28 protein-coding genes and 1 pseudogene are annotated in these 18,945 nt (G+C 44.2%); 5 read left to right on the forward strand and 24 right to left on the reverse strand.

The genetic code is table 11. The annotated features are described in order from the left end of the window. Positions 1-465 precede the first annotated feature (465 nt). The 18 genes and pseudogenes from MOF34_RS02385 to MOF34_RS02470 all read right to left on the reverse strand — a co-directional run. Positions 466-561, reverse strand: a pseudogene (locus tag MOF34_RS02385) (iron-sulfur cluster assembly accessory protein); the annotation flags it as partial. 214 nt (positions 562-775) lie between these two features. Then, a complete protein-coding gene (locus MOF34_RS02390; RefSeq protein ID WP_268398309.1) occupies positions 776-1,024 on the reverse strand; it encodes a hypothetical protein in 249 nt (82 codons plus the stop codon). A 131-nt stretch (positions 1,025-1,155) separates the two neighbouring features. Next, positions 1,156-3,957 carry a phage tail tape measure protein gene (locus MOF34_RS02395; protein ID WP_268398310.1) on the reverse strand — a complete coding sequence of 934 codons (2,802 nt, stop codon included), beginning with the start codon at positions 3,955-3,957 and terminating at the stop codon, positions 1,156-1,158. Then, positions 3,954-4,175, reverse strand: a complete 222-nt coding sequence (locus tag MOF34_RS02400; RefSeq protein WP_268398311.1) for a hypothetical protein — start codon at positions 4,173-4,175, stop codon at positions 3,954-3,956. The genes MOF34_RS02395 and MOF34_RS02400 overlap by 4 nt, the downstream gene beginning before the upstream one ends. Positions 4,176-4,249: 74 nt before the next feature. Further along, positions 4,250-4,957, reverse strand: coding sequence for a hypothetical protein (locus MOF34_RS02405; RefSeq protein WP_268398312.1), 708 nt, complete (start codon positions 4,955-4,957; stop codon positions 4,250-4,252). A gap of 39 nt (positions 4,958-4,996) precedes the next feature. Continuing rightward, positions 4,997-5,650 (reverse strand): hypothetical protein, encoded by a 654-nt coding sequence (locus MOF34_RS02410; RefSeq protein ID WP_268398313.1) that lies wholly within the window; start codon positions 5,648-5,650, stop codon positions 4,997-4,999. Between the two features lie 10 nt (positions 5,651-5,660). Next, positions 5,661-6,143, reverse strand: coding sequence for a hypothetical protein (locus MOF34_RS02415; RefSeq protein ID WP_268398314.1), 483 nt, complete (start codon positions 6,141-6,143; stop codon positions 5,661-5,663). Next, positions 6,140-6,508 (reverse strand): hypothetical protein, encoded by a 369-nt coding sequence (locus tag MOF34_RS02420; protein WP_268398315.1) that lies wholly within the window; start codon positions 6,506-6,508, stop codon positions 6,140-6,142. The genes MOF34_RS02415 and MOF34_RS02420 overlap by 4 nt, the downstream gene beginning before the upstream one ends. After that, positions 6,487-6,687 carry a hypothetical protein gene (locus tag MOF34_RS02425; protein ID WP_268398317.1) on the reverse strand — a complete coding sequence of 67 codons (201 nt, stop codon included), beginning with the start codon at positions 6,685-6,687 and terminating at the stop codon, positions 6,487-6,489. The genes MOF34_RS02420 and MOF34_RS02425 overlap by 22 nt, the downstream gene beginning before the upstream one ends. 102 nt (positions 6,688-6,789) lie before the next feature. Further along, complete coding sequence (locus tag MOF34_RS02430) at positions 6,790-7,200, reverse strand: cysteine-rich VLP protein (protein ID WP_268398318.1); 411 nt, start codon at positions 7,198-7,200, stop codon at positions 6,790-6,792. After that, positions 7,197-7,427: a helix-turn-helix domain-containing protein gene (locus MOF34_RS02435; protein WP_125122417.1), complete on the reverse strand. Its 231-nt coding sequence runs from the start codon at positions 7,425-7,427 to the stop codon at positions 7,197-7,199. Before MOF34_RS02435 ends, MOF34_RS02430 begins: the two co-directional genes overlap by 4 nt. A 63-nt stretch (positions 7,428-7,490) precedes the next feature. Further along, on the reverse strand, positions 7,491-8,303 hold the full coding sequence (locus MOF34_RS02440) for a hypothetical protein (protein WP_268398320.1): 813 nt from the start codon (positions 8,301-8,303) through the stop codon (positions 7,491-7,493). Between the two features lie 251 nt (positions 8,304-8,554). Next, positions 8,555-8,977, reverse strand: coding sequence for a hypothetical protein (locus MOF34_RS02445; protein WP_268398389.1), 423 nt, complete (start codon positions 8,975-8,977; stop codon positions 8,555-8,557). 558 nt (positions 8,978-9,535) lie between these two features. After that, positions 9,536-9,712, reverse strand: coding sequence for a hypothetical protein (locus tag MOF34_RS02450; protein ID WP_268398321.1), 177 nt, complete (start codon positions 9,710-9,712; stop codon positions 9,536-9,538). Continuing rightward, positions 9,705-10,031 (reverse strand): hypothetical protein, encoded by a 327-nt coding sequence (locus MOF34_RS02455; protein WP_268398323.1) that lies wholly within the window; start codon positions 10,029-10,031, stop codon positions 9,705-9,707. The genes MOF34_RS02450 and MOF34_RS02455 overlap by 8 nt, the downstream gene beginning before the upstream one ends. Before the next feature lie 19 nt (positions 10,032-10,050). Continuing rightward, positions 10,051-10,593, reverse strand: coding sequence for a hypothetical protein (locus MOF34_RS02460; protein WP_268398326.1), 543 nt, complete (start codon positions 10,591-10,593; stop codon positions 10,051-10,053). Continuing rightward, positions 10,590-10,934: a hypothetical protein gene (locus MOF34_RS02465; RefSeq protein WP_268398328.1), complete on the reverse strand. Its 345-nt coding sequence runs from the start codon at positions 10,932-10,934 to the stop codon at positions 10,590-10,592. The genes MOF34_RS02460 and MOF34_RS02465 overlap by 4 nt, the downstream gene beginning before the upstream one ends. After that, positions 10,931-11,131 (reverse strand): hypothetical protein, encoded by a 201-nt coding sequence (locus tag MOF34_RS02470; protein ID WP_268398329.1) that lies wholly within the window; start codon positions 11,129-11,131, stop codon positions 10,931-10,933. Before MOF34_RS02470 ends, MOF34_RS02465 begins: the two co-directional genes overlap by 4 nt. A 283-nt stretch (positions 11,132-11,414) precedes the next feature. Here MOF34_RS02470 and MOF34_RS02475 point away from each other — a divergent pair, with 283 nt between their 5' ends. Both MOF34_RS02475 and MOF34_RS02480 read left to right on the forward strand, forming a co-directional pair. Further along, entirely contained in the window at positions 11,415-11,657 is a 243-nt protein-coding gene (locus MOF34_RS02475; protein WP_268398331.1) for a helix-turn-helix domain-containing protein, read from the forward strand. 1 nt (position 11,658) lies between these two features. After that, positions 11,659-11,847: a hypothetical protein gene (locus tag MOF34_RS02480; protein ID WP_268398333.1), complete on the forward strand. Its 189-nt coding sequence runs from the start codon at positions 11,659-11,661 to the stop codon at positions 11,845-11,847. A gap of 21 nt (positions 11,848-11,868) precedes the next feature. On the opposite strand, the gene MOF34_RS02485 is transcribed toward MOF34_RS02480, so the two are convergent. Beyond that, entirely contained in the window at positions 11,869-12,210 is a 342-nt protein-coding gene (locus tag MOF34_RS02485; RefSeq protein ID WP_268398335.1) for a DUF1433 domain-containing protein, read from the reverse strand. A gap of 51 nt (positions 12,211-12,261) precedes the next feature. Here MOF34_RS02485 and MOF34_RS02490 point away from each other — a divergent pair, with 51 nt between their 5' ends. From MOF34_RS02490 to MOF34_RS02500, 3 genes are all read left to right on the forward strand, one after another. Beyond that, complete coding sequence (locus MOF34_RS02490) at positions 12,262-13,686, forward strand: lipase (RefSeq protein ID WP_268398336.1); 1,425 nt, start codon at positions 12,262-12,264, stop codon at positions 13,684-13,686. 13 nt (positions 13,687-13,699) lie between these two features. Continuing rightward, positions 13,700-14,011, forward strand: a complete 312-nt coding sequence (locus MOF34_RS02495; protein WP_268398338.1) for a hypothetical protein — start codon at positions 13,700-13,702, stop codon at positions 14,009-14,011. A 70-nt stretch (positions 14,012-14,081) separates the two neighbouring features. Further along, positions 14,082-14,303: an XRE family transcriptional regulator gene (locus MOF34_RS02500; RefSeq protein ID WP_268398339.1), complete on the forward strand. Its 222-nt coding sequence runs from the start codon at positions 14,082-14,084 to the stop codon at positions 14,301-14,303. 587 nt (positions 14,304-14,890) lie between these two features. Here the strand turns inward: MOF34_RS02500 and MOF34_RS02505 are convergent. The 5 genes from MOF34_RS02505 to dapF form a co-directional block, all read right to left on the reverse strand. After that, a complete protein-coding gene (locus MOF34_RS02505) occupies positions 14,891-15,427 on the reverse strand; it encodes a tyrosine-type recombinase/integrase (RefSeq protein ID WP_268398340.1) in 537 nt (178 codons plus the stop codon). Next, on the reverse strand, positions 15,402-16,184 hold the full coding sequence (locus MOF34_RS02510; RefSeq protein ID WP_268398342.1) for a helix-turn-helix domain-containing protein: 783 nt from the start codon (positions 16,182-16,184) through the stop codon (positions 15,402-15,404). Before MOF34_RS02510 ends, MOF34_RS02505 begins: the two co-directional genes overlap by 26 nt. A gap of 159 nt (positions 16,185-16,343) precedes the next feature. Continuing rightward, entirely contained in the window at positions 16,344-17,390 is a 1,047-nt protein-coding gene (locus tag MOF34_RS02515; RefSeq protein ID WP_268398343.1) for a tyrosine-type recombinase/integrase, read from the reverse strand. A 173-nt stretch (positions 17,391-17,563) separates the two neighbouring features. Then, the gene (locus tag MOF34_RS02520) at positions 17,564-17,926 is read right to left on the reverse strand and encodes a HesB/IscA family protein (protein ID WP_019715595.1); all 363 of its coding nucleotides are present in this window, start codon (positions 17,924-17,926) and stop codon (positions 17,564-17,566) included. 78 nt (positions 17,927-18,004) lie between these two features. Next, entirely contained in the window at positions 18,005-18,859 is an 855-nt protein-coding gene (gene dapF / locus MOF34_RS02525; RefSeq protein ID WP_268398345.1) for a diaminopimelate epimerase, read from the reverse strand. Positions 18,860-18,945 lie beyond the last annotated feature (86 nt).

An 18,945-nucleotide genomic window follows, 5' to 3' on the forward strand; every position in this document is an offset into this window, starting at 1 on the left:
CAATAATTTTTTCGTGTTTTTCTACATTTCCAGTCCTTTTCTAAACTCTTACTATTTATAAATAGAAATACGTTTTTCCTTTCTCTGTTGGAAAAGTATTTTGTTCGATCTACTAATACATTTTGGCTAAATTTTCTTGATAATTCCCTTTGCTACAGTCTCCCTCCCATCAACTCCTCAAACACGCATTTTATTGTAAATGCAATAATAGTTTCACGTTAAATATAGCGCAATTATGTTGCAATTACAACATAACTAAAGGTGCAGGAGGTGTCGAATAAAATGATTTTGTCTTCTCATTTTTCGTAGATTCTGATTTTACGTCATAATAAAAACGCCTCCCTTAACGATGGTTTATCGCTAAGAAAAGCGTCATGAACAATCTTGCGGTTACTCATGGAATGCAATCACGCAATCGTCCGACAGGTGAGATGATGAAATATCTCGAAAAATATCGGGTAGTACCTAGCACTCTTCAGGCGTACCTGTATTCGTTGCTGTTCTAAAAGAAGAACCGCAGCCGCATGAAGCGATGGCGTTTGGGTTGTCGATGGTGAAGCCGGAATCCTATTCCCGATGGCCGAAACGTTAATTTATCAACGATTAAGCCGCGGAAACAGTGACGTTATTGTATTTCGCGCTCGATTATTACCGTTTCGATGACGGTTTTTTTCATTATCCACATCTTACACAATTTTCCCGCACAAGACAAGCGTTGTTACCCGCATACAACAAAAAAAAACGCCCCATCCGGTTAAGGACGGGGCTGTACCAGCTACTCACTCGTGTCTAAGTTCTTCACGTAGCCTATTAGATATGATAGTCCGATCAATATTCCGCCTTGATATAGCGGTCCCATGAAGTCCTGCACAATGCTCATCATACGCACAGGCTTCGGCGTTTCCCCTTCGGCAACATATTGTACGGAGTTTAAATATAAAGTGCTATCAATATTTGCGATGGTTCCTGCCACAATAACTACCCATCCTAGAACAAACAATATAATACTAATTCGTTGTTTCACAATTCCCATTCCTCCCCTACTTATAACTGAATTATACTATCCGTCCAACTTTTACCGCAATACAATTATGTACGCGAGCACCTACGTAATCATACGTAAATGCCCGCCAAACTCTATTCTTGTAGTTGCTATTACCGCCCGTCCAATAGCTGCGCCATTCCAACTTCATCCGACATTTTCCGATCATAGTACGGGAAAGTAGCGTTGGCAACCGTCTGACCATCTATGCTTATATGGATCGAGCCGTCTCGGTTCACACCCGATTCAATCGCTTTCAAAACGTGAAGCACCTCGTCCGAAACCGCCGGACTACCACTCGTTGCCACCGTATGACCCGCGTCGATCATCCGCATGAGGTTCGCCTGCTGCGCTTCGGTCAGCACCATCTCGTTACGGAGCGCTCGAATATCAACTTCGTGACTCATCGGTCTGTCTGCGAACTTAGACGCAAGACCTCCGGTATGCAGCTTGTTGATCTGCCCGCGACCGATAATACCTCCGACGTGGTAAGTACCTTCGTTACCTCTTCCGCGACTTACTGCACGCTCCGTTTTCATTGAAACATCCGTCGTAATTGTCGTAATCCGTTTCGTAATGTCTTTGCTTAACATCGCGTTCATATTTTCCGCAGCTGTTGTGATTTCTTGGACGCGTCCCTTTGCGCTTTCTAGCTTAGCTATCTCGCTATCGATTGCGTCTAATGACTTTCGATACTCTTGCTTCTTCTTGTCGGCGGCTGACGTGTTATTTACAAGGTTAGATCGGGCGTCTTTTAATCTCGCAATCTCTCTGTTAAGTACGTTGATACCTTCGCCCTTCTTCGCGTTAAGTCCGACTTGGCGAAGCTCAAGGTCGACCATTTTTTGCTTTACAACGTCGAGTTTTGCGAGTTCTTCATTAATTTTTTGCAGATCCTCATTTTTAGCTTTCAAGCTATCCAAATTGGCGGAATGCTGATCCCTAAGTTTTTGGAGCTTGTGCTGTTCTAAGGTTAGTTCATTCTCAGTCATCGCTATACGCGCTTTGTCCTTTGACGCTTTAGCATCATCGTAGGCAGCCTCTCTTTTCTGAACGACTTCAACCTGATCGCTGATTTGGCTCTCAATATCTTTTCTCTCCGTCTTAAGTTGATTAATGTCTTGGATTAATTCCTTTTGTTTGTTCAGGTTTTTGTTCATATCTCTCTCGATATCAGCCTTCTGGCTTTCGAGGTCAATACGCAACTCTTCCGCCTTAGCCTCGCTCAGTCTCTTGACTTCTTTCGTATTCTTAGCGAATGCGTTCCCCTGCTCACTAATTGCTGCGCTTGTTTGCGGAGCTTTTTCTAAAATCTCGCCATTAAGTTGCAAATACCGATCAAACTCGCTATTCGTCAACCCCGATTTCTCTCGAAGTCCCGCCTGCTCATCTTTCATCCGTTTAATCGAATCCGCGTTCGTCTCGGACTTAATCCGATCGTTCAAGTCGAGGTAATGCGCAAACTCATCCGACGTCAGCTTCGTTTTCGCCTGAAGCTTATCGAATTCAGTTATCAGTCCGTTAAGTGAGTCGATCTCTTTTTGCTTTGCGTTGGCTGCTTCGAGGCTGACCGTATTCATTTCGTCATAACCGGCTTTGACGCCGACTAAAAGGCCGCCAAGGATCGAAAGCCCCGTTATGATCCATCCGGCCGGACCCATCGCAACGAATAAACCGCGTAATGCTATGCCGAGTTTAACCGCCGACGATGCTACAAGAGCAATTGCTGCGGCCGTACCCGCCATTTCGAGTCCGGTCGTAATGATGCCCGGATTTAACTTGTTAAGGAAATCGAGTATCTGCGTACCCGTATCGACTATTCTTCGGAAAGCAGGTAAGAATTCGTTACCGATTTTAATGCCGAGCCCGTCGAGCGCTGATTTAAATTTCTCGAATGATCCGTTAAGGTTATCCATCTGCGTCTTAGCTACGCGATCAGCCGTACCACCTGCGTCTTGCAGCGTTTTAGAGTAATCCCGAAGCCCTTTTTCTCCGACACCTAAAAGCGTTACGAATCCGGACGCTGCTTCAGTTCCGACTAATTGCGCTGCGGCTGCTGTTTTTTGTGCTGACGTCATGCCGTCAAACCTTTCCGCGATATGCCCAATGAGTTCCGGCAGCGGCTTAAGATTTCCGTGCGCGTCTTCCACTTCGATACCGTAGTTTTCCATCGCTTTTGCGGACTGTCCGACCGGGTTCGCCAGGTGCAATAACGAAGCACGAAGCGCCGTACCGGCCATCGATCCCTGAATACCGGCATCAGACATTTTCGCAACGGCTGTCGCTGTATCTTCCATCGAATAGCCAAGAGATTGTGCGACAGGGGCTACGTATTTCATCGCATCGCCCAACTGCGGCAGGTCTGTATTCGCGGTTGTCATCGTCTTGACGAGAACGTCAACAGCACGGCCAGACTCTTCCGCTTTAATGCCGAATCCCGTCATGATATTCGATACAATGTCCGCCGAACGTCCGAGACTTTCGTTTGATGCCGCCGCTAAGTTAAGTACCGATGGCAAAGAGGCGACCTGATCTTTTACGCTAAAGCCGGCCATCGCTAGATATTGAAGTCCCTCTGCCGCCTCGACCGCTGTGAACTTCGTTTCCGCGCCCATTTTAGACGCAATGTTTTTCAGGTCTTCGAATTCCTGACCGGTCGCTCCGCTTATCGCTTTTACGTTCGACATGGCCGCTTCGAAGTCAGCCGCTTTTTTGACGGACACACCTATGCCCGCAGCGACCGCGGCTCCGACCGCAAGCGACGCTTTTTGTACGAGGTCCATCTGCTTCGATACATTTTCGGACGATCGCCCCATTTGCGTCATATCATTTCTTACTTGCGCCTGCCTCCGAGACCATTCGTTCGTATCTAGAACTAGACGTGCTTTAATTTCTCCGACTGTTGTTCCGCTCATTCTTTATCGCCTTCCTGCGGACGATTGAAGAAAATCAAAAGTTCCTCCGAGCTGTACTGATTTAAGACCTCAGTTGCTTCAGCGATTTTTGATTCCTGCCCTTCGGTGAAGTCTAACTCACCTTTTAGGACTTTTTCTGTGACCCATTCGAAAACACCGACCGCATAGGCGACTCTGTCCGCTTCTTCTTTCGTTACAAAAGGAATTACCTCTCCCATTTCATTCGCTCCTTTTAAGTAAAATAAAAAGGGCGCCCATTGCGGACACCCTGCTTCATTCGAACTCTATTAAATTACTCTTGACCGGAATACGACTCAGGATTACGAAGGTAGTCCGCCATCTGAGGGCCGAACGTTTTAGTCGCTACATTGTAATACTGGTCATATTCCGGAATAAGTGGCTGTTCTTTTTTACTCAAGACGGACTCTTTAATCTGTTGAGTCCGTTTTTGTTCCTCGGTAGACGCCATATTTGTCAGCTTCGTATTTATATGGCCGAGCTTTAGTTGGCTCGATACGTCTTTATTAACAAAAGAGGCGGCTAACGCCGGGAATTCAGCCATCATTTTTCGAGCAAAATACGGGTTATCAATCGTGTTGACGAAAGATTCTAGCTTACTCAATCCTGATTTTGTATTCGTCGCAAGTATAGTATCCGTTCTAAGCGCAGTAAGACTTCGATCAAACTCCGCTTCTGCTGCTGCGGACGGTCTTTCCGGCTCAGCTAGAAGAATTTCGTCCGCAAATGCGACAACGCTATCGGAAGTCTTATCGAATTCCTTTTTAGCACTTTGAAGTTGCCCCAATAATTGGTTTGAATATTGATCGCGAACCTTATCTAGCTGCTGTTTTTGGCCAACATGTGTAAGGGTAACGTCTTGAAGTATCTCCGTTTCGCGTTTCTCAAATTCCTGTTTAGCTTTCATAACCGAACCTTTGACTGATTCGCGAATTTGCTCCATTTGCGTGTAACTCTGGGTCATCTCTTCAAATTTATTCATTATAGAATTCCTCCATTGTTTTCTTGCCGATTTTACGCCTTATTCAGCGGGGAGTTCCCCTCTGGTCCACGCTCGGCGTATTTCAGGTTCGATAATCCCGTATGGGTTTGTTCCGCTAGGTCTATATGTGAAAATCGGTTCATTAACGTAAATGCTCGGCCTATATTTTTCGAAAAGCCCATTTTGAGTGGCGAATTGTGTCTCACCTATCTGTCTGGCCATATCAAAATAGGTCTGCCGGCATTGTAAATCAATTAAATCGTGATAACTTGCCGCGGCCTTTAAGTATTCCATCTTGGCTTTACGGACTCGATCGAGTGCCGACTGCTCGTGCTTTTCCTTGTGTTCAGTTACCTCAGCCGATAAAGTCCGAAGTATGTCCTCTTTCGCAGCCTGTATTTTTCGATCATGCACCTGTTTAACGGATCTTTTCCTTTCGCTCCCACCCGAAACTTCCAGTCGTAGCGACTCGACCGTCTCTCTCGCCTTACGCTCTTTCGTTCTCTTTGCAGGAGATGGATCAAGCGCTAACTCCATTACGGCCACTTCCAAAGCTTCCTCAGCTTTTTTAAGCTCTTCCGCTAACTTTTCATCATGCTCCTGCAACTTCTCATTAGTTCTCTTTTTTTGATTTTCTAGCTCTTCCAGGTGCGATATTTTCCCTTTTAATTCTTCCGAGTATTCGAATTTCATCCTAATCCCCCTATGAAATAATATTTTTAGCATGAATAAGGTAGTTTTTTAGCAGTAATAGCCGGCCCTTTAATGAACGACATCCGTCCAGCATTTCCATCGCTTCATCAATCGCGCTTACTTCTTCCGGACATGCATCCATATCTGTAAAGACAGTAGAAGCGAATTCATGAGACTGGAACCGCCCCATAAGCCGCGCAGAAGTCTGGTAGAGTGAAGGATATTTCGGAACCGCAACTTCGACCATTTCAAACGCCAAGTCGATAAGTGGCTGATCGAAAACGATTTTCAAGTCGACCACCCCCGCCAACTCTGACGCAGCCCTTAGACTACGCTGAAGAGCAATGTGATCGGTGCGGTTGCCATCGTATTTGTGCTTGCCCGCGGTAACAAACAGGCCGGACGTCTTTATGCCTTGGTAATTAGTAACGAGATAGGCATAAACGACCCGCTTTTCGTCGCTCACTTTCGTTATATAAAGCGTATGTTTCATCTTTCATCTCCCTCGGCAGTGAGAAGTCCGACCTCGTACTCATTTACCGGTATTCGATCAACCCCCTGCACAACAAACGCATTTTTCGCGCCATAATGATAGGCGACATCGGTGGCCGCATTGAAAAGCGCACGTCGGACTTCGAGCTCAGTCGCTTTAGGGTTGTACCGGACAGTAGACAGCGCGATAATGCCACCGTCACGGCCAGTCACCATATAGATGCCTCTTTCTGTATCAAGCTCGATAAGCGCAACGTCGCCCGGTAGTAAGCCCGTAAAACTGCCGCCTTTTGTTTCGCGAATATACGAGCTCCCTGATTCTCCGTAACTACCCCAAAATTCGGTCATTTTAGATACGCAGTACATACGTCTTCCTCCCTCTGATACTCGATATTCGGTACTTCGCCGGCTTTCCGGCAGTAAAAAAGCGCCTGTGACACGAGTAAGTCTCGGTGACAGCCGCTAATCTTTCGCAATATTTCACCTGTTTCCGCGTCAACCGTGAGCACTTCGTCAGGTTTTACGTAGACCAAGACGTTAGTCAAAGATGTACCTCCTTTAGATACAAAAATCGAAATCTAATAGTTATATAGCTGGGTGCCGTTTTTTGCATTTACAAAGCCCGTCATATCAACGTTTACAGACGTCTAAATCGTCATTCTTTTTCTTTGTCTATCTCGATAATCTCGATTCCTTCGCCGACTGTTTTCCTTTTCATTTTCAACCGAACATCCGTCGCAGTATAGTTGCCGGTTACTTTTGCGCTCGAATCGATGGCCGCAGCGTTTGCATTTTCCTGCCTTGTTCGACTTGTTTTGTAACGGATGATCGGCTGGTAAATATTCGAGATACTCCCGCGTTAAAGCCGGATCTGCGGGCAGAACGTTTCGCATAAAGTACGGACAAATATTCCCCTGCATTGAATCCGTTTTGATTTCAACGGTACATACACCGCAACGCTGAAGATCACAGGCACCGCTGCTTTTGTAGTTAGCGCATTGGTTTCGGGCTAGCCGGCCGAGTTTAGTTCGCATCGTGTTGATCTTTCGCTGGTTCATTTAATAACCTCCGTCTGCGCGTAGAATTCAAGCAGGCTAATCACTTTAGCAGGGTTAAGATCCAATTTATCTGCTAATCTTGTAGAGACTTTTTGAGTAAGTTTTCGCTTTCCGTTTTCGACCATGCAAATGAAAGCCTCCGAAACCCCTGTTAAATCTGCTACATCTTTTTGTGATAACCTGTAAATTCGGCGAATTTTTAAAAACTGATCACCGGTTAATTCCATAGGGTCTACCCTCCTTGTTAAATTTTCTTAACTAAGCATCGAAAAAAAGGCATAAAAAAAGCATTAGCCAGAATGACTAATGCAAGATTGAAAGAGATACCACGCGCCAGTATCCCTCTCACTATATTCGTGATTTTTCCCGTTTGTATGATAGATTTTAAGACCCGATGCAATATTCACTGTAAAGATACCCGGACTCTCACCGTCTCTGAATTTTTCATACTCTGACTTCTCTTCCCCGTCGCTCTCAACCTGACCAAATTTTATATCGCCCGACTGCTTGGCTTTTGTATCTCTGCGGGGAGAATATGGACGATTTCCGTCTGACTCTCGCTTCCCGTATAATTCTATTTGATCGTCAAAAACAAGACGGACTTTGTCCTTTTGACCGGCATTTTCTTCACGATTAGGAAGATATCCATCGCGCTTGGGAGCCAAGTACGTGCCGGTTCGTTTTAACCGTTTATCCGCGTCTCTTTGCTCCTGCCCGCATGCGTCGCTGCAATATTTCTTTTTTCCAAGGCGCTGAAAAACATTGTTACAATTCCAGCAAGCACACACTCGATAGCCTTCCGGAACTTCGGAGGGCATGGACGGTATATACTTTCGCTCTTCCTGCTCCCATTCTTCCCGGGTCCGTTCTTTTATTTGAAGCCGCTCAATATTTTCATGGACTTTGACAAACAGGTCACTAATAAGATTCATTAACTTCGGCTCCGATTGTAGCGGACTTTTTCCAGAAGCCTGTACGTATGCCGATAGCGCAGCATCCACCTCGCAATTCAAACGTGCGGCATCTATAAATTCGGAGTTGACCTCGGTTTTCCATCTATTTATTTTTTGTTTGAGCTCTTCCTTTGGTTGGTATGTTTTCATTTTTATTTCCCCCTTTCTTTGTTTAAAACAAAGCAATCGTTCGCTTACGCTCACTCTTGCAGATATTCTTTATCGCGATAGAAGTTATTTAATTAATAAGTAACTGCGCGAAAGGTTTTTAATTGAGCGCTATTATTTGTTGGTATGTTTAACGTTGGTATGTTTCTCTTGGTATGTTTACTCGGATATCTAATAACCCTTTGCAAGCCCACCTCTAATGACCGCACCCAAACGGTCATCTAATGCCTGTATCACTTATAAACCGATAGATCGGGCACTATTTTCTCTCCATCTTCTGAAACAATATAACCGTCATCACTGATCCGCGGGCAGAATGACACGAAATACCATTTATAACGGTCTGTTCCGCTCCAAACGTCTCTTACTTCGAGAAGCAATCCATTAGCTAAAAGAATATCCACTAGTGGCTTTATCCGTTTTTCAGCGATCCCCAATTCAGATGCTATCCTTTGACGCGCCGGAAAGCTTGCGCCAAAACGGTCGCTTTTTTCTCCATTCTGTCGAGTGTGCGTACCATCTACATACGAGAGTAAATAAAAATAAAGTGCGATGACGTCTCGAATTTGCGGTTTTCGCTGTTTTCGATCAAAAACGGAGTCATGCTCGGCTATAATTCTCGGAAAAACTTTGCGTAAAAGGTCCAAGTTATACATCTCATAATTATTGCGTGATAGTAGCTCCTCTTTATTATTCGGAAGAATACCTCTCTTCGACTCTTTGTTCAATCTCGCCACGTCCTTTTCATTTTTTAGTCACGAAATTTTCTCGGCATCATTGATCACGTAAGCATTTTTCGAACAGAACGCCACTACCCTGAATCCAGTTTAATCACCTTTTTTGTCTGCGTTGAGAGTCGCAGCATCCTATAAACAACCTGACATTCGAATACTCCAATTTTGTTTTTCATTTTAAGCTTGACAATCCTCCTTTTTGCGATTATAATTGCAATAGATGATAAAATGGGTGATTTATAGAGTAAAATAATTTTCACCCGTACTTAAATAGATTCGAAATGAGAAATACACCTGTGTCCGTCGAATCTAAAAAAAATTTATTTTTTCACACCCGGAAACCTCGCGGCTCCGGATGCTTATAGTCTACTAGATTAATATCGGTCAATATCTACGAATGTTTAGCGTTTTAATTAAATTTCCCTGATAATTCTAAAGACGAATTGAGTTGTGCGTGCAACTGTTCGTCTTTTTTATTTTCTACCCGATTAATCTTTCCGGAACAATATGCGTAGCCCCGGACCGCCCTTCTATTACGTATGTGCCCTCGTCTACGTTGCGTCCTAGTATTCTGCCGGTAAGGGCTTCGGCCGAAAGCCACGTCAGCCCGTCCGCCTTAACGCCCCAATAATGTACGGTTGCGCCTAATTTAAACATTACATCCGCCTCCGGTGAAGAATAGGCTCACGAACTGCGCGACACTCATATTCGCTAATTCCCGACCGTCGAGCTTCTTTAGGGCCGCCGTCGTCTTGGCGAACTCGAACGCGAATGATGCCGGGTGGGCATCTTCGTATAGGTGATAACCGTCATCCTTCCACGTCAGGCCGTCAGTGTCATAAAACGCAAACCTGCCGCCGCCCAGCCAGTCAAAATCCCATATAGCTACCGTATCCGCTGCGATAAGATAGGCGTCGTGTATCTCCGTATAAGGAAAATCTGTCGATCCGTGTCGAACTAACCGTACTTTTTCCATTTCGTTTCCCCCTCGAATCTTAGATATAAGGTACAAGAGCACGCTCTAAGTCAGTCCGTTCTTTTCTGAGTGCTGATCTGTCCTGGTGCAGTCGCTTGTTATCCGCGCACAGGTCCGCTAAACGACTGCTTAACGTCGCGGCTTCTTCAATATTTGCGTCGATTAATTCGAAGCGCACTTTAGCGATCTCGTAACTATTTTCGTGAAAAGCAAGTTCAGCTTCGCACCATTTGCGGTGGGTCTCGTCTCTTTTCGCGATCAGAGTCTTTTTAGTCGACTCCTTAAGCGATTGGCAAACCTCTTCCGATAAGTTGTGCGGTGACTGTAGCGCGTAATCAATGGGGAAAACGTCTAATACGGTGCCATTCTCGGCAATAACAAGGCGCACTCTTTCGTTATAGTTGTCGTAAACGGCTTGGCTGCCGCTTGTAGAATCGAGAGACCAAACGAACGCGGCGCCTTGCGCATATTTCGGCAATACGTTCTGTGCTTGCGTTTTTGTAAGACCGAGGCGAGCTATTGCACTTTTTACTGCTGCGCGAGAAACGTTATATTTATTCATCGTGAATCCTCCCTTTCTAGTGAAAAACCAATCCGAATGAAATCCATAAATGACATATTTGCAAGTTCAGGAAAATCGATTTTGGAAAGATCTTCGCCTAGCTTCGACGTTCCTACCATGAAAAAGCGCGGATGGTTATCTTCGTATAAATGAAAAACGTTATTCTTTTTCTCCAGACGCTCAACTTCGTAAAATGCGAGTTCATCGTCTCCCACATATTTTCCGATGATGTCGGGACTCATTAACCAGGCTTCAGATACCTCGTGCATCGGCAGCCCCGTATCAAATGCGACTCCGTGCCAGTGAAGTTTCACCTTCGTCGGGCTATATTTTTCTGTCATGCTGACCGCACCTCCTCACCGAATAATTCTTGCGCTGCTTTAGGCTTGATTTCTGCGCAACCAGCAAATGCTTTTCGGGATACTTGAGGCAAGAGCGTAAAGAATTCCTCTGGCGAAAGATTTACAAACTGCGCGTCTGAGCCTGCCGGATAAATATTCCACCAACCAACAACAGTTTTTCTATAGTAAACGTTCATTTCCAATTACCTCCTTTAATTTCTCATCAAGACGCAACACTGCAATAAGAAGCAAATCATGTGAAATGTATCTTAGGGTTAGTAGACTGCAAAATTTTTGCTTCTGATATGATTGTCGATTTCTTCACCTAATTTTACTTCTGAAGTATTACTTGTTGAGTTAATAATATTACTACAGGAGTAAAACGTCAAGAGGTTTTCTTGCGTTTTTTAAAAAACATTTTACTGCTGCCGTTTTACTTGTATAATATGGTTAAAATGAAATTAAGGAGGATTAGAGAAAATGCCTTTTGAATTTAAGTTGAACGATATACTGGACGAGCTAGAAATTACTAAAAACAAACTAGCTGTTGAGGCAAAAGTGCGACCAGCAACTATCGGGGATCTTTGCGAGGGGAAAACCAAACGGATAGAACTCGAAACAATTGAGAAAATCTTATATGTATTAAATAATTTCTCACCAACTAAGACATACACCATTGACGACATTATTCTTTACAACTTGGATATTGAGGATAAATCATAAAATGTTATTTGAAGGAGAAAAACAAGAATGGCTACTCTTTAAGGAAAGGGATCTATCGGTTAGAGTTTTTAAAGCCAATAATACATACGAAGCATATGCGACAATAGCAGATAAAGGTACACATGTAGCTCGCGGTTTAGAAAAATGGTCCACGATATCCGAAGCAATTGAAGGGATAATACAAAAATAAAGACGCCACGCTGGCGTCTTTTTAATAATCGCAATCTTTATCTCTACATTCTTCCTTTCTCACAGCATCTATAGTGTGTCCCATAATCTTGTCATTTGCCTTATCATAAATACCGTCAAATTTATTCGATGTATCATCGTTGTAATACCCAAAAACTTCTATTCCACCCATTGGATCTATTTCGTACTTATCTTTAAATGTAACGTTATGTATTCCTTCATAATTTGCTTTGATAAATTTCTCCATTCGTTCTTGAGCAATCTTCACCTCTTCTGTTAGTTCATTTTTATCATTAATATTCTTCATTATAAAACCTCCAACTGCTATAATAATTATTATCAGGATAAAAATGTATTTTTTCATAGAATCACCCCTTTCAATAATTCATTTTACATTATATGTGAGGAGTTTTATATGGCTAAGAACATCAAAGTACCTGAAGTATCTGATGAGACTTATTACATACTTAGTCGGTACGCATACAAATATAATAAACTAAAAGAAAGCCTAAAAAACAATCAACCTATTATAGCTGATAAAAATATCCCTTGGTATGTTGAGAAAATAAAAACCGACGAAGATACCGGATTGGATGCAGTTGTACTATCGCAAGGAGAAAAAACAAAAGATGGTAAATGGGTTAAATCCAAAAATCCAGAAAATGTTGTCGTATCTTTTGCAGGCACTGATCTCGCAAAAGACCCGATCAATGATGGCGTAAAAGCCGATGGCGGCAACATAGTTTTTGGAAGCGACCCCAAAAAAGAAGCTCATTATATCGTTAAAAAGGACGCGAAAGACACGTCTAAAACACTCGGAAAATACAACGGAACACCTTCTCAAGACGCGCTGCTTACGACCGGAGATTATAAACTCATTACGAAAACATCGCAAATCGACCAAGCAGACCAGCTCGTTAAAGAAGTTAAAAGAAAGTATAACGGAACATCGACGATTGTTTCAACAACCGGTCATTCACTCGGAGGCGCAGAGGCTGAATACAGTGCGGTAAATAATGATATTTATGCGGTCGCGTTTAACAGCCCTTCTGTCGTCAAACTACATACTGATAACATGCAAAAAGAAATAAACGATGGCTTGTACGACCCTTACGTGAGGTCTATCATCAACCCGGATGATATGGTCGGAGCCGGTTACTGGAACGAGTATGATCGCCACAACGGGACCACAATTTACACAAAGAATCCAGCACTATCGCAATTCAGTCGCGAACAGAGACTTAGCGGGCGATGGGGTGATCAAATCGCAAAGAACCTCGCCTACTTTATAGGCACAGTTATTGTTCGCAATCCAGATACACACGGTCTAAATGAGGCAAACTTTATATTTGATGAGAACGGAAATATCACGAACGTAAACGGCGATGAGCTTGTCTACGATAAAAACTTAAACGCAATGCTACCGGCTGGCGCGATCGGCGGCGGGGATGCCATTAAAGTCACTCCCAAAAGTGCGAAAAAACTTGCCGAAAAAGTTGACGCAATGGTCGAGGATCTGAGAATGATGAAAAAAGAAGCGCAAAATGCTTATCAAGAGCACGATGAGAAAGTTGCTGAAATAAAGACGGAATTTTACGGTCAAGTTGGCCATGGCTTTTATGATCAGCTAAATGCGCATGATGTAACCAATACGTTAGAGGATATAGCCCAGTCTTACGATAAAGGACCGATATTTTACGACACACAGGCTGAACAATCATACATAGATTCGCTACAGGCAGCAATTACAGATCTTGAGGAAATAGGCGGTTTCTTAAATAAAATCGCCGACGATTTTGAGGAAAAAGATCAAATGCTTGCCAACTGGCTAAGATTATAGGAGTGACACCGCAATGCCAACGTTAGACAACCTTTTAGAACATAAAGATGATCCAATGCGAAAACAGCTGCAGCGTCAAATGCTGAAAGCAGGGATGACGCAAGTGGCAAATACTAAGCTAGCCACGGTTCGTAAAAACCTAAAACCAAAGTTCGAGATGAATTCGCTGCAAGAAGAATTAAACGACGTATATTCAGCCCTTTTATACAGCTTCGAGGGAAAAGCGCAAAAAGCACTTGCTCAGCGTATCAGTGAAAGTGCCCAGCTGATCGTGAACGCGGAGAACGACGGAGAAACTTTTGTTACTAGCTTTAAAACGAGATAAAAAGCCATTTTAATTATCGATGATAACCAGCAGTTTACTATAGACCAGTTCTGTCTCAGAGGTGATCAAAATGAAACTTACGGTAAAGCCTCGTCTTGGCGCGGTTCTTTCGCAGCTAAACTGGTCCCAATCCGAATTATCGCGCAGATCCGGCGTCCCGCAGGCGTCGATATCTCGGTTCGATAGTTCCGAAAGGCATTACGATTGGCATGTCGCAGCCATTATGAAAGCAACCGGAGCCAAATACGAAGAATTATTCGAAGTAAAAGAAACGGAAGAGGACGCTGAATAATCGGCGTCTTTTTTTGTCTTGAATTCCGTTCAACCACCCGAGTTCAAAATTTTGCGCGCAAGTTCCGAACAGCAGATGAGGCGGCCTTGGCGGGGGGTACTTGGGGGGTCGGCGTTTTTTTTATTTATTTTACGTTTAAATAAGATTGTATAATTAATTAATGTTTATGAATAACGAATTTAACAGAATGAAGTTGAGTTAAATTCAATAACAATCATAAACGTTGATATAACAGCGTTAACAGACGATTCCCCAACGTAATAGATCGTATGTATTTTATACAACGTTGAATCCGCGCCACACCAACACCCCGCCGACCGCCATATGCCGCATACCATGTATAAGATACTGCATATTGGTAATACGTCCGTGTTACACGTATCTATACAACTGGACGCAATGTGTCCCGATAATAATACGCTCACATATTGCTGGAGTCGTTGATATGACGCGGTTTAACTCACTACTCTCTTATGAAACAACGCTATAACCTAGTGCCCCCATGCCCGTATTACAGGCGTAACAGTACGCAACCCCTTGAGTTTCGGGCGGCCATCCGCAGTAGGTGCGGTTCGTTAGTGCAGACCCTATACCTCGATAGCCTCATACGCTGCCTCGATCTCCTCCGCAGTAATACCGATATACCTTAACGTCTGCGCCTCCGAACTATGGCCGAATATCTTCATAATCCGCGTGATATCGATTCCCTTTGCGTGTAACTGATAGCCGAATGTTTTACGCAACGTATGCGTTCCAATCGCCACATCCAGGCCGGCACGATCTGCGGCAGCCTTTAGAATATTATACGCCTGAACGCGACTGATCGGCTTGTTTACACCTTTACGCGATTGGAAGATATACGCATCGTCAGGGCCGGTCAGTTTAGCGGCCGCAAGCTGAACCGTTTTCGATAGCTTGATTGGACGTATCTTCCCCGTTTTCCCTTCCCGTAGCTTTAAATGCGTTTGTCCGCGTAGGTCGCCGTTCTTCAACGTTAGCAAGTCAGAGATGCGCAGGCCCAACGACACACCGAAAACAAACATGTCCTTGTCACGTCCGTTCAGTGCGTTCTTCATACGGTTAATGTCTCGCTTCGTTTTAATTGCATCCACAGCGTTTGCCATTATGTAACACCTCGTTTTCTAATGGTTTATCGATGATCTCGTCAAATCGCGCAGCAAACAAACGGTCGAGCATCCGGTCCAGCACGCCGTTATAGTAGCCGGCCAAATTGCGTATCGCTTTCCGTTTAGTCGCAATAAATGTTTGTCGTATGGCTTCCAGTCCGATTTCTTGAAGCGTATCGGCAGCATAAACGCCTTTTAAATACGATGTATGCGCGAGATAGATGCCGTAAAGCTTGTTCGTTAACTTGCGATCGCTGACAAACGTATTGATCGCCGATTTAAACGCAGCATACGTATTACGTAGTAACTTATTTGCGCTTTGAGAAATAACAGCTTCGTCTTTCCGTTTCGGTACTTCCGCCTTTGTCTCCGTTGGCTTGTCCGCGTCTAGGCGGGGTAACACGGACGGAGTAACATCGGTCTTAACAGCCGGCAGGATAATGTACATATTGGCGCCGTTGCCGCCGGATACTGGTCGGTACTTGATTTCTTTGCGGATAATGCCGAGATCGACTAAGCGCTTAACGGACCGAATAACGGTTACGCGGTGCTTGCCGATTAGTTCTGCGATCGTTGCGAGCTTCAGATACGCCACGCCCGGCGTTTTTACGGCATGACGAGACAGCGCCTTCAGAACCTCGATTGCGGCAGGCGTTAAATCGGATTTATTGCGGTATATGTGCGTACGGATGGCGCTATTAAGCGCGTCCACAGAACGGAATGACGCCATTTTAGAGGCTTCTCTCGTGTACATTCGGTTTCTCTCCTCGATAAGAGACGGCAACCGTTGCGGAAAATTAGGCGCACTTAAATAAACGTAGACAAGTACGCTTTTTTCCGATATAATGAACACAGGGTTAGGGCGTTCAATTTATCGGTTTTCCGATGGGTTGACGTTCTTTTTTTTTGTTCTTTATATTCTTTTTCTTCGGCTATCTCTTATCGCCATTAACGGCGAACCTTCATCGTGTGACCTTCTTAAATCCTCTGTCGAAAGTTGTACATACCTTCTCAGGGTTCTTATATCTCTCCATCCGCCCATTTTTTGAACTGTATAAATATCTATCTTCTTGTCTACAATCATGATTTTTGCCCACGTATGTCTATAAACGTGTGCAGTGACTTTCTTTGCCTTTATTCCTGCTCTTTCCGCGTAAAACTTAAGGCGCTTATTAAAGTGATTAGTAGTTAATTGGTCTCCTAGACTAGATACAAAAACCGAATCGGTATCGAAGTGGGCACGATTCTCTTCAATGAGTTGTTTCAGAAGTTTAGCGCAGTATGTTGATATAGGCACAATTCTAAAATAACGCCCCTTAGTTCTACCGCCACCTAAAACAATTTGCGGAGCGCTGAAGTCGATCTCGTCGACGGTTAGCCCTACAAGTTCGCCTATTCTGAGACCAGAATCAAGTAATAGGCTAATTCCTACGTAGTCTCTAAATCCGACAAAATCACGCTGCTCCGGCTGCTCTAGTATCCTCGCGACCTCTTCATTTGTGAAATTGTTCGTCATATCAACGTCCTGTTTAATCAGTTTTAAGCGCTCAACCGGATTCGGATCGATAAATCCCTCGGCGTATAGGTAGTTAAAGTATGCCGTAAGCGTGCGAATCGCAATATTTACCGTAGTTTCGGACAATCCTACCGGCTGTTTTGTCGCATCGATATTCGTATGACCCTCGTAGCGCCTTCTCTCGTAACGTAGGTAATGGACATATGCGCGCAAATGCTCGATTGTCACGTCGTTCACGTACTCCATATCTTCGTATTTTTGCGTTAGCCACTCCGTGAAATATCTGATGATCTTTTTGTAGTCAATTATCGTTCTTTCACGTAAGCCCTCCGCAATCTTTCCCGAAATAACAATATCGGTCGCACGATCAAACGAAATATTCGGAAGTTCTCGTTTTGTTGCTGAAGTATAACGTGCACGTATTCGCTTCGTTCCTTTAGCCATAAAAAAAACGGCCTCCTTTTCGATGAATGAAAATCACCGCAAGGAAACCGTAATAATCGAGAAATAAACGACCTATAATGGGTTGTTAATTGTCGCGAGATACTAACGTTTTTTACCGAAATTATTTTGACAATCGTTAATCATTCGCCTGGCCGAACGAATAGCTTCAACGCCTAGCACTCTTCAGGCGTACCTGTATTCGTTGCTGTTCTAAAAGAAGAACCGCAGCCGCATGAAGCGATGGCGTTTGGGTTGTCGATGGTGAAGCCGCCGCCAAGCATGGATTGCTTATAATCAATCACGGTGCCGTTCATGATATCAAGGCTTTCATTATCAACAAGAACAGTAATGCCGTGCTGATCAAACATGCTGTCTGATTCGCCCTTTTCATGCTCAAAGCCCATGCCGTAAGAAAGGCCGCTGCAGCCGCCGCCTTTGACGCCGACACGCAGAAACGCGTTTTCTTCTTCATGCTCTTTCATCATATCTTTTATATGCAAAGCCGCTGCTTCTGTAATAGTTACCGGGTTGCTCATCTTTGTGAACCTCCTTTTAAAAACCGGATGTTGTCTTTTATTATAAACCTGATTGGTCCAATTCTCAAACAAGGTGTTTTACAAGAAATAGACACCCTCGCAAACGGTCTCAGCCGGCCCTGTCATCATCACATGGCCGTTGTCTTTCCAGTTAATCACCAAATCTCCGCCTGCTAAATGCACCGTGATGTCCTGATTTCGTTCTGATACGCCGTTTAGCACAGATGCGACGGCAGCTGCACAAGCTCCTGTCCCGCATGCCTGAGTAATGCCTGATCCCCGTTCCCAGACGCGGAAATGCAGTTCATGTTCATTCACGGTTTCGACGAATTCCACATTGACGCCTTCCGGAAATCTCGGATCTTTCTCAATCACCGGCCCCAGTGTCATCAAGGGTGCCTGTTCAATGTCAGCGATCGGAAAAACGATATGGGGATTTCCCATTGAAACTGCAGTGCCTGTTAGTTCAGCTTTACCAAATGTCATGGTTTCATTGATCGTGTACTCTTCTCCGCCGCCAAGCATTGGAAGCTCGGCTTTTGTCAGGCGCGGTTCACCCATATCGACAGTCACCACATTCACTTTTCCGTTTTCAACTTGAACCTCCGCTTTCACAAGCCCGGAGAGAGTTTCAATCAGAAAAGATGTTTCTTCAACCAGCTTATGCTCATACGCATATTTTGCAACGCAGCGCAGGCCGTTGCCGCAGTTTTTCCCTTCAGACCCATCATTATTAAAAATCCGCATTTTGACAGGCGCTTGATCTGAAGGGCATATCAGGATCATTCCGTCGGAACCAATCCCTGTATAAACAGAAGAAACCTGAACCGCAATCTCAGACAGTTTTTCTTCCGGAAGCTGTTCTTCAAATTGATTCACATAGATATAGCTGTTTCCCAGGCCGTGCATTTTGGTAAATCGAAATGAGTTCATAGGTGCCTCCAACTTTTTTTCTTTTTCTTAGTATAAAAGCTATTATAAACGGACACAATACAATTATCCCCCGTTTTTCATACATA

This window comes from Bacillus sp. T17B1 (genome assembly GCF_026796395.1).
GTDB classification, from domain to species: domain Bacteria; phylum Bacillota; class Bacilli; order Bacillales; family Bacillaceae; genus Bacillus; species Bacillus spizizenii_A.

What these genes read in the sequence shown, in the direction of transcription:
- MOF34_RS02510 (WP_268398342.1), bottom strand. Translation starts at nt 16,184, where the DNA reads ATGTACACGAGAGAAGCCTCTAAAATGGCGTCATTCCGTTCTGTGGAC.
- MOF34_RS02440 (WP_268398320.1), bottom strand. Translation starts at nt 8,303, where the DNA reads ATGAAAACATACCAACCAAAGGAAGAGCTCAAACAAAAAATAAATAGA.
- MOF34_RS02395 (WP_268398310.1), bottom strand. Translation starts at nt 3,957, where the DNA reads ATGAGCGGAACAACAGTCGGAGAAATTAAAGCACGTCTAGTTCTAGAT.
- MOF34_RS02435 (WP_125122417.1), bottom strand. Translation starts at nt 7,427, where the DNA reads ATGGAATTAACCGGTGATCAGTTTTTAAAAATTCGCCGAATTTACAGG.
- MOF34_RS02450 (WP_268398321.1), bottom strand. Translation starts at nt 9,712, where the DNA reads ATGTTTAAATTAGGCGCAACCGTACATTATTGGGGCGTTAAGGCGGAC.
- MOF34_RS02495 (WP_268398338.1), top strand. Translation starts at nt 13,700, where the DNA reads ATGCCAACGTTAGACAACCTTTTAGAACATAAAGATGATCCAATGCGA.
- MOF34_RS02405 (WP_268398312.1), bottom strand. Translation starts at nt 4,957, where the DNA reads ATGAATAAATTTGAAGAGATGACCCAGAGTTACACGCAAATGGAGCAA.
- dapF (WP_268398345.1), bottom strand. Translation starts at nt 18,859, where the DNA reads ATGAACTCATTTCGATTTACCAAAATGCACGGCCTGGGAAACAGCTAT.
- MOF34_RS02455 (WP_268398323.1), bottom strand. Translation starts at nt 10,031, where the DNA reads ATGGAAAAAGTACGGTTAGTTCGACACGGATCGACAGATTTTCCTTAT.
- MOF34_RS02410 (WP_268398313.1), bottom strand. Translation starts at nt 5,650, where the DNA reads ATGAAATTCGAATACTCGGAAGAATTAAAAGGGAAAATATCGCACCTG.
- MOF34_RS02490 (WP_268398336.1), top strand. Translation starts at nt 12,262, where the DNA reads ATGGCTAAGAACATCAAAGTACCTGAAGTATCTGATGAGACTTATTAC.
- MOF34_RS02480 (WP_268398333.1), top strand. Translation starts at nt 11,659, where the DNA reads ATGTTATTTGAAGGAGAAAAACAAGAATGGCTACTCTTTAAGGAAAGG.
- MOF34_RS02415 (WP_268398314.1), bottom strand. Translation starts at nt 6,143, where the DNA reads ATGAAACATACGCTTTATATAACGAAAGTGAGCGACGAAAAGCGGGTC.
- MOF34_RS02515 (WP_268398343.1), bottom strand. Translation starts at nt 17,390, where the DNA reads ATGGCTAAAGGAACGAAGCGAATACGTGCACGTTATACTTCAGCAACA.
- MOF34_RS02485 (WP_268398335.1), bottom strand. Translation starts at nt 12,210, where the DNA reads ATGAAAAAATACATTTTTATCCTGATAATAATTATTATAGCAGTTGGA.
- MOF34_RS02420 (WP_268398315.1), bottom strand. Translation starts at nt 6,508, where the DNA reads ATGTACTGCGTATCTAAAATGACCGAATTTTGGGGTAGTTACGGAGAA.
- MOF34_RS02470 (WP_268398329.1), bottom strand. Translation starts at nt 11,131, where the DNA reads ATGAACGTTTACTATAGAAAAACTGTTGTTGGTTGGTGGAATATTTAT.
- MOF34_RS02520 (WP_019715595.1), bottom strand. Translation starts at nt 17,926, where the DNA reads ATGAGCAACCCGGTAACTATTACAGAAGCAGCGGCTTTGCATATAAAA.
- MOF34_RS02465 (WP_268398328.1), bottom strand. Translation starts at nt 10,934, where the DNA reads ATGACAGAAAAATATAGCCCGACGAAGGTGAAACTTCACTGGCACGGA.
- MOF34_RS02475 (WP_268398331.1), top strand. Translation starts at nt 11,415, where the DNA reads ATGCCTTTTGAATTTAAGTTGAACGATATACTGGACGAGCTAGAAATT.
- MOF34_RS02445 (WP_268398389.1), bottom strand. Translation starts at nt 8,977, where the DNA reads ATGTATAACTTGGACCTTTTACGCAAAGTTTTTCCGAGAATTATAGCC.
- MOF34_RS02500 (WP_268398339.1), top strand. Translation starts at nt 14,082, where the DNA reads ATGAAACTTACGGTAAAGCCTCGTCTTGGCGCGGTTCTTTCGCAGCTA.
- MOF34_RS02400 (WP_268398311.1), bottom strand. Translation starts at nt 4,175, where the DNA reads ATGGGAGAGGTAATTCCTTTTGTAACGAAAGAAGAAGCGGACAGAGTC.
- MOF34_RS02430 (WP_268398318.1), bottom strand. Translation starts at nt 7,200, where the DNA reads ATGAACCAGCGAAAGATCAACACGATGCGAACTAAACTCGGCCGGCTA.
- MOF34_RS02460 (WP_268398326.1), bottom strand. Translation starts at nt 10,593, where the DNA reads ATGAATAAATATAACGTTTCTCGCGCAGCAGTAAAAAGTGCAATAGCT.
- MOF34_RS02505 (WP_268398340.1), bottom strand. Translation starts at nt 15,427, where the DNA reads ATGGCAAACGCTGTGGATGCAATTAAAACGAAGCGAGACATTAACCGT.